23 protein-coding genes are annotated in these 13,698 nt (G+C 61.5%); 22 read left to right on the top strand and 1 reads right to left on the bottom strand.

The genetic code is table 11. The features are described from left to right. Positions 1-259: 259 nt before the first annotated feature. Both tuf and BJG92_RS18415 read left to right on the top strand, forming a co-directional pair. Positions 260-1,450: an elongation factor Tu gene (gene tuf / locus BJG92_RS10040; protein WP_069949303.1), complete on the top strand. Its 1,191-nt coding sequence runs from the start codon at positions 260-262 to the stop codon at positions 1,448-1,450. A gap of 170 nt (positions 1,451-1,620) precedes the next feature. Beyond that, positions 1,621-1,746: a hypothetical protein gene (locus BJG92_RS18415; RefSeq protein WP_269461900.1), complete on the top strand. Its 126-nt coding sequence runs from the start codon at positions 1,621-1,623 to the stop codon at positions 1,744-1,746. A 12-nt stretch (positions 1,747-1,758) separates the two neighbouring features. Here BJG92_RS18415 and BJG92_RS10035 read toward each other — a convergent pair whose 3' ends face one another. Beyond that, positions 1,759-3,186 carry a GH1 family beta-glucosidase gene (locus tag BJG92_RS10035; RefSeq protein ID WP_232083874.1) on the bottom strand — a complete coding sequence of 476 codons (1,428 nt, stop codon included), beginning with the start codon at positions 3,184-3,186 and terminating at the stop codon, positions 1,759-1,761. 424 nt (positions 3,187-3,610) lie between these two features. Between BJG92_RS10035 and rpsJ the strand changes: the two genes are divergently transcribed. From rpsJ to rplO, 20 genes are all read left to right on the top strand, one after another. Further along, positions 3,611-3,919 carry a 30S ribosomal protein S10 gene (gene rpsJ, locus BJG92_RS10030; RefSeq protein ID WP_024366135.1) on the top strand — a complete coding sequence of 103 codons (309 nt, stop codon included), beginning with the start codon at positions 3,611-3,613 and terminating at the stop codon, positions 3,917-3,919. A 17-nt stretch (positions 3,920-3,936) separates the two neighbouring features. Then, a complete protein-coding gene (gene rplC / locus BJG92_RS10025; protein ID WP_069949300.1) occupies positions 3,937-4,587 on the top strand; it encodes a 50S ribosomal protein L3 in 651 nt (216 codons plus the stop codon). Positions 4,588-4,591: 4 nt separating this feature from the next. Then, the gene (gene rplD, locus BJG92_RS10020; protein WP_232083873.1) at positions 4,592-5,215 is read left to right on the top strand and encodes a 50S ribosomal protein L4; all 624 of its coding nucleotides are present in this window, start codon (positions 4,592-4,594) and stop codon (positions 5,213-5,215) included. Continuing rightward, on the top strand, positions 5,212-5,517 hold the full coding sequence (gene rplW / locus BJG92_RS10015) for a 50S ribosomal protein L23 (protein WP_024366132.1): 306 nt from the start codon (positions 5,212-5,214) through the stop codon (positions 5,515-5,517). Before rplD ends, rplW begins: the two co-directional genes overlap by 4 nt. A gap of 29 nt (positions 5,518-5,546) precedes the next feature. Further along, positions 5,547-6,386 (top strand): 50S ribosomal protein L2, encoded by an 840-nt coding sequence (gene rplB, locus BJG92_RS10010; RefSeq protein ID WP_232083872.1) that lies wholly within the window; start codon positions 5,547-5,549, stop codon positions 6,384-6,386. 12 nt (positions 6,387-6,398) lie between these two features. Continuing rightward, positions 6,399-6,680, top strand: a complete 282-nt coding sequence (rpsS, locus tag BJG92_RS10005; RefSeq protein ID WP_211876675.1) for a 30S ribosomal protein S19 — start codon at positions 6,399-6,401, stop codon at positions 6,678-6,680. Between the two features lie 38 nt (positions 6,681-6,718). Further along, complete coding sequence (rplV, locus tag BJG92_RS10000) at positions 6,719-7,084, top strand: 50S ribosomal protein L22 (RefSeq protein WP_003803798.1); 366 nt, start codon at positions 6,719-6,721, stop codon at positions 7,082-7,084. Next, the gene (rpsC, locus tag BJG92_RS09995; protein WP_232083871.1) at positions 7,085-7,930 is read left to right on the top strand and encodes a 30S ribosomal protein S3; all 846 of its coding nucleotides are present in this window, start codon (positions 7,085-7,087) and stop codon (positions 7,928-7,930) included. Next, complete coding sequence (gene rplP, locus BJG92_RS09990) at positions 7,931-8,347, top strand: 50S ribosomal protein L16 (RefSeq protein WP_024366129.1); 417 nt, start codon at positions 7,931-7,933, stop codon at positions 8,345-8,347. It begins immediately after the preceding gene. Between the two features lie 2 nt (positions 8,348-8,349). Further along, complete coding sequence (gene rpmC, locus BJG92_RS18410) at positions 8,350-8,679, top strand: 50S ribosomal protein L29 (protein ID WP_269461899.1); 330 nt, start codon at positions 8,350-8,352, stop codon at positions 8,677-8,679. Continuing rightward, complete coding sequence (gene rpsQ, locus BJG92_RS09980; protein WP_136321879.1) at positions 8,676-8,984, top strand: 30S ribosomal protein S17; 309 nt, start codon at positions 8,676-8,678, stop codon at positions 8,982-8,984. The genes rpmC and rpsQ overlap by 4 nt, the downstream gene beginning before the upstream one ends. 391 nt (positions 8,985-9,375) lie before the next feature. Continuing rightward, positions 9,376-9,744 (top strand): 50S ribosomal protein L14, encoded by a 369-nt coding sequence (rplN, locus tag BJG92_RS09975; protein ID WP_024366126.1) that lies wholly within the window; start codon positions 9,376-9,378, stop codon positions 9,742-9,744. Positions 9,745-9,747: 3 nt separating this feature from the next. Then, positions 9,748-10,107 carry a 50S ribosomal protein L24 gene (rplX, locus tag BJG92_RS09970; RefSeq protein ID WP_024366125.1) on the top strand — a complete coding sequence of 120 codons (360 nt, stop codon included), beginning with the start codon at positions 9,748-9,750 and terminating at the stop codon, positions 10,105-10,107. Next, positions 10,107-10,688: a 50S ribosomal protein L5 gene (gene rplE / locus BJG92_RS09965; RefSeq protein WP_024366124.1), complete on the top strand. Its 582-nt coding sequence runs from the start codon at positions 10,107-10,109 to the stop codon at positions 10,686-10,688. The genes rplX and rplE overlap by 1 nt, the downstream gene beginning before the upstream one ends. Positions 10,689-10,782: 94 nt before the next feature. Then, positions 10,783-11,181, top strand: coding sequence for a 30S ribosomal protein S8 (rpsH, locus tag BJG92_RS09960; RefSeq protein ID WP_056425243.1), 399 nt, complete (start codon positions 10,783-10,785; stop codon positions 11,179-11,181). Between the two features lie 18 nt (positions 11,182-11,199). Then, positions 11,200-11,736 carry a 50S ribosomal protein L6 gene (gene rplF / locus BJG92_RS09955; protein WP_232083870.1) on the top strand — a complete coding sequence of 179 codons (537 nt, stop codon included), beginning with the start codon at positions 11,200-11,202 and terminating at the stop codon, positions 11,734-11,736. Between the two features lie 2 nt (positions 11,737-11,738). Then, the gene (gene rplR / locus BJG92_RS09950; protein WP_232083869.1) at positions 11,739-12,122 is read left to right on the top strand and encodes a 50S ribosomal protein L18; all 384 of its coding nucleotides are present in this window, start codon (positions 11,739-11,741) and stop codon (positions 12,120-12,122) included. 26 nt (positions 12,123-12,148) lie between these two features. Beyond that, on the top strand, positions 12,149-12,832 hold the full coding sequence (gene rpsE / locus BJG92_RS09945; protein WP_226774750.1) for a 30S ribosomal protein S5: 684 nt from the start codon (positions 12,149-12,151) through the stop codon (positions 12,830-12,832). Positions 12,833-12,835: 3 nt separating this feature from the next. Beyond that, complete coding sequence (gene rpmD / locus BJG92_RS09940; RefSeq protein WP_018773676.1) at positions 12,836-13,042, top strand: 50S ribosomal protein L30; 207 nt, start codon at positions 12,836-12,838, stop codon at positions 13,040-13,042. Further along, positions 13,043-13,537, top strand: a complete 495-nt coding sequence (gene rplO, locus BJG92_RS09935; protein ID WP_232083868.1) for a 50S ribosomal protein L15 — start codon at positions 13,043-13,045, stop codon at positions 13,535-13,537. The last annotated feature ends 161 nt before the right edge of the window (positions 13,538-13,698 follow it).

The raw sequence follows: 13,698 nt of genomic DNA, 5'->3' as shown, positions 1-13,698 counted from the left end.
CTCCGGACTGTTCAACGCAGCAAACTCGGGTGCGTTTCCGGTTCCGGAAATTCACCCGGTGCAGGTGGCCGGTTCCGGTCAGCCGCTTTTCCGGTCAAGCGTGGACCGGCCATCTGCACCGACAGGCTCGAGGGACTAGTATTAGTTCCTGAATCTGCAATTTCATCAATCCAAAGCCCCCCAAGTAGACTTACTGAAGTTTCGCCGCGACAAGCGCGGTCGAAGGGTAAGTCATTTGAAAACGTTCTAGGAGGAACCTGTGGCAAAGGCAAAGTTCGAGCGGACTAAGCCGCACGTCAACATCGGCACCATTGGTCACGTTGACCACGGTAAGACGACGCTGACGGCCGCGATTTCCAAGGTGCTGTACGACAAGTACCCGACACTCAACGAGCAGCGCGACTTCGCGTCTATTGACTCTGCTCCCGAAGAGCGTCAGCGCGGCATTACCATCAACATCTCCCACGTTGAGTACCAGACCGAGAAGCGCCACTACGCACACGTAGACGCCCCGGGTCACGCTGACTACATCAAGAACATGATCACCGGCGCTGCACAGATGGACGGTGCAATCCTCGTGGTTGCCGCCACTGACGGCCCGATGGCTCAGACCCGCGAGCACGTCCTGCTCGCCCGCCAGGTTGGCGTTCCCTACCTGCTGGTTGCGCTGAACAAGTCGGACATGGTCGATGACGAAGAGCTCCTCGACCTCGTCGAAATGGAAGTTCGCGAGCTGCTTTCGGCTCAGGGCTTCGATGGCGATGAGGCTCCGGTTGTTCGCGTTTCCGGTCTGAAGGCTCTCGAAGGCGACCCGGTTTGGGTCAAGTCCGTCGAGGACCTCATGGAAGCTGTCGACAACTCCGTGCCGGACCCGGTACGTGACCGCGACAAGCCGTTCCTGATGCCGATCGAAGATGTCTTCACGATCACCGGCCGTGGCACCGTTGTTACGGGCCGCGCCGAGCGTGGAACCCTCGCCATCAACTCCGAGGTCGAGATCGTCGGCATCCGCCCGGTCCAGAAGACCACGGTTACCGGTATCGAGATGTTCCACAAGCAGCTCGACGAGGCATGGGCCGGCGAGAACTGTGGCCTCCTGCTTCGCGGTCTGAAGCGTGATGACGTAGAGCGCGGCCAGGTTGTCGTCAAGCCGGGTTCCATCACCCCGCACACCGACTTCGAGGCTAACGTCTACATCCTCTCCAAGGACGAAGGCGGACGTCACAACCCGTTCTACTCCAACTACCGCCCGCAGTTCTACTTCCGCACCACGGACGTAACCGGCGTTATCACCCTGCCGGAAGGCACGGAAATGGTTATGCCTGGCGACAACACTGAGATGACCGTTGCGCTCATCCAGCCCATCGCCATGGAAGAGGGCCTCGGCTTCGCTATCCGCGAAGGCGGCCGCACCGTTGGTTCGGGACGCGTCACCAAGATCCTCAAGTAATACTTGATCATCCGCATTACCTGCTGACCGGACTGGCCGCCTGACGGCCAGCCGTGAAGTGAGGAACAGCCCCGTTGCCGTCGCAGCGGGGCTGTTCTTTGCCCTCTTTTAGCTAAGGAATGGATTTAGCCTCCTGCTGATATCGTTGCTCCCAACGAAGGGAGCTCACAATGGGCTGGTTTATCTTCCTGTTGGTGGTTATCGCCGTCGTGGTGGCGTTCTTCTGGGCGAAGAGGCATTTCCGCAACGAGATCGAGCGCGCCAAGCGCATCAACCGGGCGAATAAGAACCAGTAGGCGCGCGCCCGGCTAACTCTTCCGGGCCCGGCTGAGGGCCTGGTACCAGTAGTAGGAGTCCTTGGGCGTGCGCACCTGCGTGTCGAAGTCCACGTGCACCAGGCCGAAGCGCTGCGAGTAGCCGGCCGCCCACTCGAAGTTGTCCATCAGGGTCCAGACGTAGTAGCCCAGCAGTTCGACGTCCTCGGCGATGCCGCCGGGTGCCGTCGCATCGAGGGCCGTGCCCAGGTGGGCCGCCAGGTAGCTGATCCGTTCGGCGTCGGCGATGGGTCCCGAGACGTGCTCCGGCTCGGGGAAGCTGGCCCCGCTCTCGGTGATGTAGAGCGGCGGCAGGGCATTCCCGTACCTGTCCTTCAGCTCGCGGAGCAGGACACCCAGATGGTCCGGAGCCACCGGCCAGCCGAACCCCGTGGTGGCGTATTCCGGGAACCCGGCCAAATGGAACGGCATCTTGAGCATTGACTCGGAGGCGCCCCCGGGGCTGTCGCCGTTGCCGTGCCCGGTGGCCACCTTGACCGGGTAGTAGTAGTTCAGTCCGTAGAAATCCAGCGGCTGGTGGATATTTGCCAGGTCCGCGTCGGAGATCTTCCCCAGCGAGCGGAACCAGGGCCGGGCAAGTAGCGGCGGCTTGGGGTAGCTGCCCAGGAGGATCGGGTCCGCGTAGACCCGGTTCAGGACCAGGTCGAAAAGGTGTGCCAGGAACCTGTCTGTCACGGAGCCGGACGCGGGCCGGACAGGTGAGTGCAGGTTGGTGACGCCCACGGTGCCGGTGACGGCCTCGGCGCGCAGCGCCTGCACGGCCAGCCCGTGCCCCAGGAGTTGGTGATGGACCGAGGGCAGGGCATCGAAGAGCAGGTCGCGGCCCGGGGCGTGGAGCCCCAGGGCGTAGCCGTTGAGCGTGACGGAGACGGGTTCGTTCAGCGTCACCCACTGGGATACGCGGTCACCGAACCGTTTGCCGGCGGCGGCACTGTACTCGGCGAAGCGTTCGGCTGTGGCGCGGTTGAGCCAGCCCCCGCGGTGTTCCAGCGGCAACGGGGTGTCCCAGTGGTACAGGGTTGCCATGGGGGAGATGCCGGCCGCGAGCAGCTGGTCGATCAGCCGGTCGTAGAAGTCGAGGCCGTCGCTGTTGAACGGCCCGCTGCCATCGGGCTGGATCCGCGGCCACGAAATGGAGAAACGGTAGGAGTCGATGCCAAGGGACCGCATCAGTTCGACGTCTTCGGGGGCCCGGTTGTAGTGGTCGCAGGCGACGGCGGGGGAGTGCCCGTCCATGATGCTGCCCGGTTTCTCGGCAAACGCGTCCCACCCTGAAGGGCCGCGGCCGCCGGCCGAGAGGGCGCCTTCGATCTGGAAGGCGGCCGAGGCCACGCCCAGCTGGAACTCGGGGCTCAGGCGCTCGGCGAGGGCCTGAACTGCTACAGCATCCTGCACAGTCATGTCCTCATCATCCATTCCACGGTTGTCGAAGGCAATGAGTTGGTGACGTCCCGTCGCAGGACGCGCACACGCCTGTCCCGCGGGCCTTGATTCGCTTCTGCCCGTAAATTCCGGCATACTAGATGAGTTGTTCAAGCGCTCCTTCGCGTCCCGATCCGGATAATGCCGGGTGTCAGGGTCCAGGTGGGAGACCAAACATAACCCACTCCCCATGGAACTGCGGGCGAGTTTGCGTGAATAGCGCGACACGCCCGACCGCGGGGGTCGGTTACGTCGGCAGGTTGAGGAACCCGGATCTTTCCGGATTCAGCTTGTGCGGCGGGTGGTAGTTACGACTTCAATTGCCTCGGCAGCCACATGCAACACGAAAGTAAACAGAGCAGCCCTCACTGGAGCAGCACTAACTGAAAGAGAGTCAGGCGACATGGCGGGACAAAAAATCCGCATCCGGCTGAAGTCATATGACCACGAGGTCATTGACTCTTCAGCACGGAAGATCGTTGAGACGGTCACGCGCGCAGGCGCCACGGTAGTTGGCCCTGTGCCGCTGCCGACGGAGAAGAACATCTACTGCGTCATCCGCTCTCCGCACAAGTACAAGGACAGCCGTGAGCACTTCGAAATGCGGACTCACAAGCGTCTGATCGACATCATCGACCCCACGCCCAAGGCTGTTGATTCGCTCATGCGTCTCGACCTGCCGGCCGACGTGAACATCGAAATCAAGCTGTAGGGAGGTGCTGAGAGACTATGACCGCAACCCGTAACGTAAAGGGCCTGCTGGGCACGAAGCTCGGCATGACCCAGGTCTGGGACGAGAACAACAAGCTCATCCCCGTCACTGTGGTCCAGGCAGACTCAAACGTCATCACCCAGCTGCGCAATGCAGCCACTGATGGCTATGTCGCCGTTCAGATCGGCTACGGCCAGATCGATCCCCGCAAGGTCACCAAGCCGCTGGCTGGTCACTTTGAAAAGGCGGGCGTCACGCCTCGCCGCCACGTCGTCGAACTGCGTACCGCAGATGCTGACTCTTACGAGCTGGGCCAGGAGCTTTCAGTTGAGCTCTTCGAGGCCGGCCAGAAGATCGACGTCGTTGGCACCACCAAGGGTAAGGGCTTCGCCGGTGTTATGAAGCGTCACGGCTTCCACGGCGTTGGAGCTTCCCACGGTGCACACAAGAACCACCGTAAGCCCGGTTCAATCGGTGGCGCATCCACCCCGAGCCGCGTCTTCAAGGGCATGAAAATGGCCGGCCGCATGGGCGCCGTGCGTCACACCACGCTGAACCTCACGGTTCACGCGGTTGACGTCGAGAAGTCGCTGCTCCTGATCAAGGGCGCCGTCCCCGGCGCCCGCGGCCAGGTCGTACTCGTACGCACCGCCGTGAAGGGAGCCTAGTTCAATGACTAGCACTGTCAAGGTTGACCTGCCTGCAGAGATCTTCGACGTACAGACCAACGTGCCGCTGCTGCACCAGGTCGTCGTTGCCCAGCTCGCTGCTGCTCGCCAGGGTACCCACAAGACCAAGACCCGCGCCGAGGTTTCCGGCGCAGGTCGCAAGCCGTTCAAGCAGAAGGGCACCGGCCGCGCCCGTCAGGGTTCAATCCGTGCTCCTCACATGACCGGTGGTGGCGTTGTCCACGGCCCCACGCCGCGTGACTACAGCCAGCGCACCCCCAAGAAGATGATTGCTGCTGCACTGCGCGGCGCACTCTCTGACCGCGCACGCAACGGCCGCATCCACGTCATTGCTGAACTGGTTGCCGGCACCAAGCCGTCCTCCAGCGCCGCACTGGCAACTCTGCGAGGTGTCTCCGAGCGCAAGAACCTGCTCGTCGTCATCGAGCGCGCCAACGATGTTGCCGCACTTTCCGTGCGCAACCTCACGGATGTTCACGTTCTGTACGCAGACCAGCTGAACACCTACGACGTTCTCGTTTCCGATGACGTTGTCTTCACCAAGGCTGCCTACGAAGCATTCGTTGCTGACCGGGCAGTGGCAAAGAACGGGGAGGATGCCAAGTGAGTGCAGCCACCATCAAAGACCCGCGCGACGTCGTGCTTGCACCCGTCGTCTCGGAAAAGAGCTACGGCCTGATCGATGAGGGCAAGTACACCTTCCTGGTGGACCCCCGCTCGAACAAGACCGAGATCAAGCTGGCCGTGGAGAAAATCTTCTCCGTCAAGGTCGACTCGATCAACACCATCAACCGTGCCGGTAAGCGCAAGCGCACCAAATTCGGATGGGGTACCCGCAAGAACACCAAGCGTGCAATTGTGAGCCTCAAAGAAGGCACTATCGACATCTTCGGCGGTCCGCTCTCGTAGCGGAGACCACTTTAACGAGGAAATAAATTATGGGAATCCGTAAATATAAGCCGACTACCCCGGGCCGTCGCGGCTCGAGCGTAGCGGACTTCACTGAAATCACGCGGTCGACGCCGGAAAAGTCGTTGGTACGTCCCCTCCCGAAAAAGGGCGGCCGTAACAACACCGGCAAGATCACGACCCGCCACAAGGGTGGTGGCCACAAGCGCCAGTACCGTCTGATCGACTTCCGTCGCCACGACAAAGACGGCGTCAACGCCCGCGTTGCCGAGATCGAGTACGATCCGAACCGCACGGCTCGCATCGCACTCCTGCACTACATTGATGGCACCAAGCGTTACATCATTGCCCCGAACAAGCTGGCCCAGGGTGACACCGTAGAAGCAGGTGCCACGGCTGACATCAAGCCTGGCAACAACCTGCCGCTGCGCAACATCCCGGTCGGTACCGTTATCCACGCAGTCGAACTGCGTCCGGGTGGCGGCGCCAAGATGGGCCGCTCCGCCGGCGCATCGATCCAGCTCGTTGCTAAGGAAGGCCGTTTCGCCCAGCTGCGTCTGCCTTCCGGCGAAATCCGCAACGTTGACGTGCGCTGCCGCGCAACCGTCGGCGAGGTCGGCAACGCCGAGCAGTCGAACATCAACTGGGGTAAGGCCGGCCGCATGCGCTGGAAGGGCGTTCGCCCGACCGTCCGTGGTGTCGCCATGAACCCGGTTGACCACCCCCACGGTGGTGGCGAGGGTAAGACGTCCGGTGGACGTCACCCCGTCAACCCGAACGGTAAGCGCGAAGGCCGCACCCGCCGTCCCAACAAAGAGAGCGACAAGCTTATTGTTCGTCGCCGTCGTACTGGCAAGAACAAGCGATAGGAGCCTGGACACATGCCACGCAGCCTGAAAAAAGGTCCTTTCGTTGACCAGCACCTCTTTGTGAAGGTTGCAAGGGAAAACGAAAAGGGCACCAAGAACGTTATCAAGACCTGGTCCCGCCGTTCGATGATCATCCCCGACATGCTCGGGCACACGATCGCCGTACACGACGGACGCAAGCACATCCCGGTGTTTGTCACCGAGTCGATGGTCGGGCACAAGCTCGGCGAATTCGCTCAAACGCGGACATTCCGCGGCCATGTCAAGGACGACCGTAAGGGCAAGCGCCGCTAGGCGCCTGCACTTACGTCATAGACGAGAGAAGGAAAGCAATGGAAGCCAAGGCAATTGCGCGTCATATCCGCGTAACGCCTATGAAGGCCCGGCGCGTCGTCAACCTTGTTCGTGGTAAGCAAGCGAATGAGGCTCTGGCAATTCTGAAGTTTGCCCCCCAGGCAGCTTCGGAGCCGGTATTCAAGGTAGTTCAGTCGGCAATCTCCAACGCACGGGTCCTCGCGGACCGCGACGGCGTGGCGTTTGACGAAGGTGACCTCATCATCAGCGAAGCGTTTGTTGATGAAGGCCCGACCATGAAGCGGTTCCAGCCGCGTGCCCAGGGTCGTGCATTTCAGATCAAGAAGCGCACGAGCCACATCACCGTGGTAGTCGCTACCCCGGAGAAAGAGGAGGCTCGCTAAGTGGGACAGAAAGTTAACCCGCACGGGTTCCGACTCGGCATCACCACCGATCACGTATCGCACTGGTTTGCTGACAGCACCAAGCCCGGCCAGCGGTACAAGGACTTCGTCCGCGAAGACATCCGTATCCGCCAGCTCATGTCCACGGGCATGGAGCGCGCCGGTATCGCCAAGGTCGAAATCGAGCGCACCCGCGACCGTGTCCGTGTGGATATCCACACTGCACGTCCGGGCATCGTCATCGGCCGCCGCGGCGCAGAAGCAGACCGCATCCGCGGCGAGCTCGAAAAGCTCACGGGCAAGCAGGTCCAGCTGAACATCCTCGAGGTCAAGAACCCCGAGATGGAAGCTCAGCTTGTTGCCCAGGGCGTTGCTGAGCAGCTGACTTCCCGCGTGGCGTTCCGCCGTGCGATGAAGAAGGCCATGCAGTCCGCACAGCGTGCCGGTGCCAAGGGCATCCGGATCGCTTGCTCGGGTCGACTGGGCGGCGCAGAAATGTCCCGCTCGGAGTTCTACCGCGAAGGCCGTGTGCCCCTGCACACCCTCCGCGCGAACATCGACTACGGCTTCTACGAGGCCAAGACCACCTTCGGCCGCATTGGCGTGAAGGTCTGGATCTACAAGGGTGACGTCACCGCCAAGGAACTGGCTCAGCAGGCAGCTGCTGCTCCGTCCCGCGGCCGTGGTGCCAGCGACCGCCCGGGCCGCCCGGGTGGCGCTGACCGTGGTGACCGCCGTCGTCGTACCGACCGCCCGGCCGAGGCTGCACCCGCTGCTGCCGAAGCTCCGGCTGTCGAAGCCGCTACCGCAGGTGCGGCGCAGCCAGCAGAAGGAGGACAAGCTTAAATGCTTATCCCACGTCGAGTCAAGCACCGTAAGCAGCACCACCCGGGTCGTTCCGGCGCTGCAACGGGCGGCACGAAGGTCTCCTTCGGTGAGTGGGGTATCCAGGCTCTGAGCCCGGCATACGTCACCAACCGTCAGATCGAATCTGCCCGTATCGCGATGACACGCCACATCAAGCGTGGCGGCAAGGTCTGGATCAACATCTACCCGGACCGTCCGCTGACGAAGAAGCCGGCCGAAACCCGTATGGGTTCCGGTAAGGGTTCTCCGGAATGGTGGGTCTCAAACGTCAAGCCGGGCCGGGTTCTCTTCGAGATCTCCGGGGTCGATGAAGAAACGGCCCGCGAGGCACTGCGCCTGGCGATCCACAAGCTCCCGTTGAAGGCACGCATTCTGCGTCGCGAAGGTGGTGAATAGAAATGTCAGTAGGATCCAAGGAACTTGCATCCGCACAGCTGGACGGTTTCGACAACGAGCGACTCGTTGAGGAACTCCGTAAGGCCAAGGAAGAGCTGTTCAACCTGCGTTTCCAGTCCGCCACCGGTCAGCTGGAGAACCACGGTCGTCTGCGCGCGGTAAAGAAGGACATCGCCCGCATCTACACCGTTCTCCGTGAGCGCGAGCTGGGCATTCGTGCCGAGGTTGCCGCACCGGTTGTGGAAGCCAAGGAAGAAAAGAAGTCCAAGAAGGCTGCAACCAAGAAGGCCGACAAGGCTGAAACGGTTGAGACTGAGGAGGACACCAAGTGAGTGAAAAGGACGAGAACGTGACGGAAACTGTTTCCGGCGCAGCTACGGCTGACGAGCGCGGTGACCGTAAGACGAAGCGCGGCTACGTGGTCTCGGACAAGATGGAAAAGACCATCGTTGTCCAGGTCGAGGACCGTGTGAAGCACGCCCTCTACGGCAAGGTCCTTCGCCGCAACACGAAGATCAAGGCTCACGACGAAGAGAACAGCGCCGGCATCGGCGACCTCGTACTCCTCGCCGAGACCCGCCCGCTCTCCGCTACCAAGCGGTGGCGTCTGGTGGAGATCCTCGAGAAGGCCAAGTAACACCTGCAGCCCGCTGCACGTTGATGCTTGAGAAACCCCCGTTCCCGTCTGGGAGCGGGGGTTTCCCTGTTTCCGGGAACCACCCCAAGGCCCGGCACGCTGCCCCGCCGCGATGCGGGGATACGCCCGAAACGTGCTAGGATTTTGAGTTTGTATGGCGCCCTCTGTGCGCCGTCATTTACCTCGTAAACAATCGTGCCACGGCATAGTGCCCCCTTGCGCCCCGACTTGTCGGGACCAGCCTGGGAAGCAAATGTTTTTGGCACGGGAGTTTAGGCCTGGTCTGGCAAAATCCAGGCAGGTCAAGAGACACCCCGATCAACCGTTCCGCAAGGCTCATTCCGTAGGAAGATTTTCGGTCTGAGAACCAGCGCGACGCAAGGAGTAAATAGTGATTCAGCAGGAGTCGCGACTCAAGGTCGCCGACAACACGGGTGCTAAGGAAATCCTTACCATTCGCGTTCTCGGTGGATCTGGCCGTCGCTACGCAGGCATTGGCGACGTTATCGTCGCTACCGTCAAGGACGCAATTCCGGGCGGCAACGTAAAGAAGGGCGACGTCGTCAAGGCTGTCATCGTCCGTACCAAGAAGGAACGCCGCCGTGCGGATGGTTCCTATATCAAGTTTGACGAGAACGCAGCTGTGATCCTGAAGGCTGACGGTGACCCCCGCGGTACCCGTATCTTCGGACCGGTTGGTCGTGAACTTCGCGATAAGAAGTTCATGAAGATCGTTTCTCTGGCTCCGGAGGTGCTTTAGTCCATGGCTAAGATCAAAAAGGGTGACCTGGTTCAGGTCATCACTGGCGCCAAGGCTGAGCGCGGCGGCGACAAGGGCAAGCAGGGCAAGGTTCTGCGCGTCTTCCCCGAGACCAACCGCGTGTTGGTCGAAGGTATTAACCGCGTGACCAAGCACACCAAGGTCGGTCAGTCGCAGCGCGGCACGAAGACCGGTGGCATCGAGGTCGTTGAGGCTTCAATCCACATCTCCAACGTGGCTCTGGTTGACCCCTCCACCAAGAAGCCCACCCGCGTCGGTTTCCGCACCGAGACCGTTGAGCGCGATGGCGTGAAGCGCGAAGTGCGTGTCCGCGTGGCCAAGAGCTCAGGGAAGGACATCTAATGACTGAGACTCTCGAGACTCCGGCAAGCAAGATCGTTCCTCGTCTGAAGACCAAGTACGCGGATTCCATCAAGAGCACGCTCGTTGAGGAATTCAAGTACGAGAACGTCAACCAGGTTCCCCGTCTGGTCAAGGTCGTTGTGAACATGGGTGTTGGAGATGCCGCCAAGGACTCCAAGCTGATCGACGGCGCTGTCCGCGATCTGACCCTGATCACCGGCCAGAAGCCGCAGGTAACCAAAGCCCGCAAGTCGATCGCACAGTTCAAGCTGCGCGAAGGCATGCCGATCGGTGCGCACGCAACTCTGCGTGGGGACCGCATGTGGGAATTCCTGGACCGTCTGGTCACGCTGGCTCTGCCGCGTATCCGTGACTTCCGGGGCCTCAGCGGCAAGCAGTTCGACGGCAACGGCAACTACACCTTCGGTCTGACCGAGCAGGTTATGTTCCACGAGATCGACCAGGATTCCATTGACCGCGTACGCGGCATGGACATCACTGTCGTGACCACTGCCAAGACCGACGACGAAGGCCGCGCGCTGCTCAAGGCACTTGGCTTCCCGTTCAAGACCGAAGATTAATCTAGCTACGTAAAAGGTCCGTCCGTGCCGGTTCCGAATTCTGTTCGGAAGACTGCGCGGCGGAAACCGTTATGAGGAAGGGCAAGAGCCCACCATGACAATGACAGATCCCGTCGCAGACATGCTTACGCGTCTGCGCAACGCAAACTCGGCGTACCACGATTCCGTGTCTATGCCGTACAGCAAGCTCAAGGCACGCGTTGCCGACATCCTGAAGGCTGAAGGCTACATCGCCTCCTGGAAAGAAGAAGACGCTGAGGTTGGCAAGAAGCTGACCCTCGAGCTCAAGTTCGGTCCGAACCGCGAGCGTTCAATCGCTGGCGTTCGTCGTATTTCCAAGCCGGGACTGCGCGTTTACGCAAAGTCCACCAACCTGCCGCACGTGCTCGGTGGCCTGGGTGTCGCAATCCTGTCCACCTCTTCCGGCCTCTTGACTGACAAGCAGGCCGGCAAGAAGGGCGTGGGCGGCGAAGTCCTCGCTTACGTCTGGTAACGGGAAAGGAAGAGAATAATGTCACGTATTGGACGTCTCCCCATCACCGTTCCTGCCGGCGTTGAGGTCAAGGTTGACGGCTCTGTCGTCAGCGTCAAGGGTTCCAAAGGCGAGCTGAGCCACACTGTGCCCAGCCCGATCGAGGTTTCCCTGGAAGAAGGCACCCTGACTGTCGCCCGCCCGAACGACGAGCGCGCCTCCCGTTCGCTGCACGGCCTGACGCGCACCCTGATCGCCAACATGATCCAGGGTGTCACCGCAGGCTACGAGAAGAAGCTTGAGATTGTCGGTACTGGTTACCGCGTCCAGGCTCGGGGTGCTGACCTGGAGTTCGCTCTGGGCTACAGCCACCCGGTCAACATCACGGCACCGAACGGCATCACCTTTGCAGTAGAGACCCCGACCAAGCTCTCTGTTTCAGGTATCTCCAAGCAGCAGGTCGGCGAGGTTGCTGCCAACATTCGCAAACTGCGGAAGCCGGACCCCTACAAGGGCAAGGGCATCCGTTACGCAGGCGAAGTCATCCGCCGCAAGGTCGGAAAGGCTGGTAAGTAACCATGGCGATCGCAATTAACAAGAAGCGTACGAACAAGAGCAAGTCTGCCCAGCGCAGCCGCCGCCAGCTTCGTATCCGCAAGCGCATCTCCGGAACGGCTGTACGTCCGCGTCTGGTCGTCAACCGCTCCGCACGCCACATTTTCGTCCAGGTTGTCGATGACACCCAGGGCCTGACTGTAGCGAGCGCCTCCACACTGGAAGCAGACCTTCGTGCATTGGACGGTGACAAGACCGCCAAGGCCAAGCGCGTTGGCGAGCTCGTCGCCGAGCGTGCCAAGGCTGCCGGCATCGAAGCAGTTGTCTTCGACCGCGGTGGTAACAAGTACCACGGCCGCATCGCCGCCGTCGCTGACGGCGCACGCGAAGGTGGGCTGTCACTGTGACCGAAAATAACGAAAAGGACATTCAGGTGACTGAAGCTGTAGCTGCTCCGGCAACTGAGACCGCTGCGCCTGCTGCTGCCGCTGACGGCGCCCGTGGTGGCGCTCGTCGTGGCGAGCGTGGCGACCGCGGCCAGGGCCGTGGCGACCGTGGTGGCCGTGGTGGCCGCGATGGTGGCCGCGAAGCCGAAAAGAGCCAGTTCGTAGAGCGCGTCGTAACCATCAACCGTGTTTCCAAGGTCGTCAAGGGTGGTCGTCGCTTCAGCTTCACCGCCCTCGTCGTCGTCGGTGACGGCAACGGTATGGTCGGCGTCGGCTACGGCAAGGCGAAGGAAGTTCCTGCCGCAATCGCGAAGGGCGTCGAAGAAGCCAAGAAGTCCTTCTTCCGCGTTCCCCGCATCGGCAGCACCATCCCGCACCGTGTTCAGGGTGAAGCCGCCGCAGGCGTCGTCATGCTGCGTCCGGCTTCCGCCGGTACCGGTGTTATCGCCGGCGGTCCGGTCCGTGCAGTACTGGAGTGCGTGGGCATCCACGACATCCTCTCCAAGTCGCTCGGTTCCTCCAACGCCATCAACATCGTTCACGCGACCGTTGACGCGCTGAAGCGCCTCGAAGAGCCGGCAGCAGTGGCAGCACGCCGCGGCCTCCCGCTCGACGAGATCGCTCCGCCGGCAATGGTGAAGGCGCTCCTGAACCAGAAGGCAGGTGTCTGAGTCATGGCTAAGAACGTGCTTGTCTCCGATGCAAAGTTGGAGATCACTCAGATCAAGTCCGCCATTGGCGGCAAGCAGAACCAGCGCGACACCCTTCGGTCCCTCGGCCTGAAGCGGATCGGACACACCGTTGTCCGCACCGCCGACGCCGTGACCGTCGGAATGCTCAACACGGTTCCGCACCTGGTAAAGGTAGAGGAGGCGAAGTAAATGGCAGAGAAGAAAACCGCCGAAAAGGCACAGGGCGCCACTGCTGAGAAGCAGAACGCACTGAAGGTTCACCACCTGCGTCCCGCCCCGGGTGCCAAGACCGCCAAGACCCGTGTTGGTCGTGGCGAAGGTTCCAAGGGTAAGACCGCTGGTCGCGGTACCAAGGGTACAAAGGCCCGCTACCAGATCAAGGCTGGCTTTGCCGGCGGCCAGCTGCCGCTGCACATGCGCCTGCCGAAGCTGCGCGGCTTCAAGAACCCGTTCCGGGTTGAGTACCAGGTGGTAAACCTGGACAAGCTCAACGAGCTGTTCCCGGAAGGTGGCGCAGTCACCGTGGAGAACCTGGTCGAAAAGGGCGCCGTTCGCAAGAACCAGCCCGTCAAGGTGCTGGGCACCGGCGACATCACCGTCAAGGTTGACGTCACCGTCCACGCATTCTCGGCCAGCGCCGCAGAAAAGATTGCCGCAGCAGGCGGAAGCACCACCGCACTCTAAGGAGTCGGCGGGGCAGTAGCCCGTTGTTGAAAACTCCCGGTACCAGAGTCTCAGGCTCTTGGTACCGGGAGTTTTTCTATTTCCGGCCCTGCCGATTGCCCGCAGGGCACCTCTACCCGTTAGACTCGGTTGTTGGGTTTATTTGACCTGTCTCACACGAC

It is taken from the genome of Arthrobacter sp. SO5, from assembly GCF_020532805.1.
GTDB lineage: Bacteria > Actinomycetota > Actinomycetes > Actinomycetales > Micrococcaceae > Arthrobacter.
Note: the sequence above shows the minus strand (reverse complement) of the source record. Positions and strands in the feature narration are given on the sequence as shown.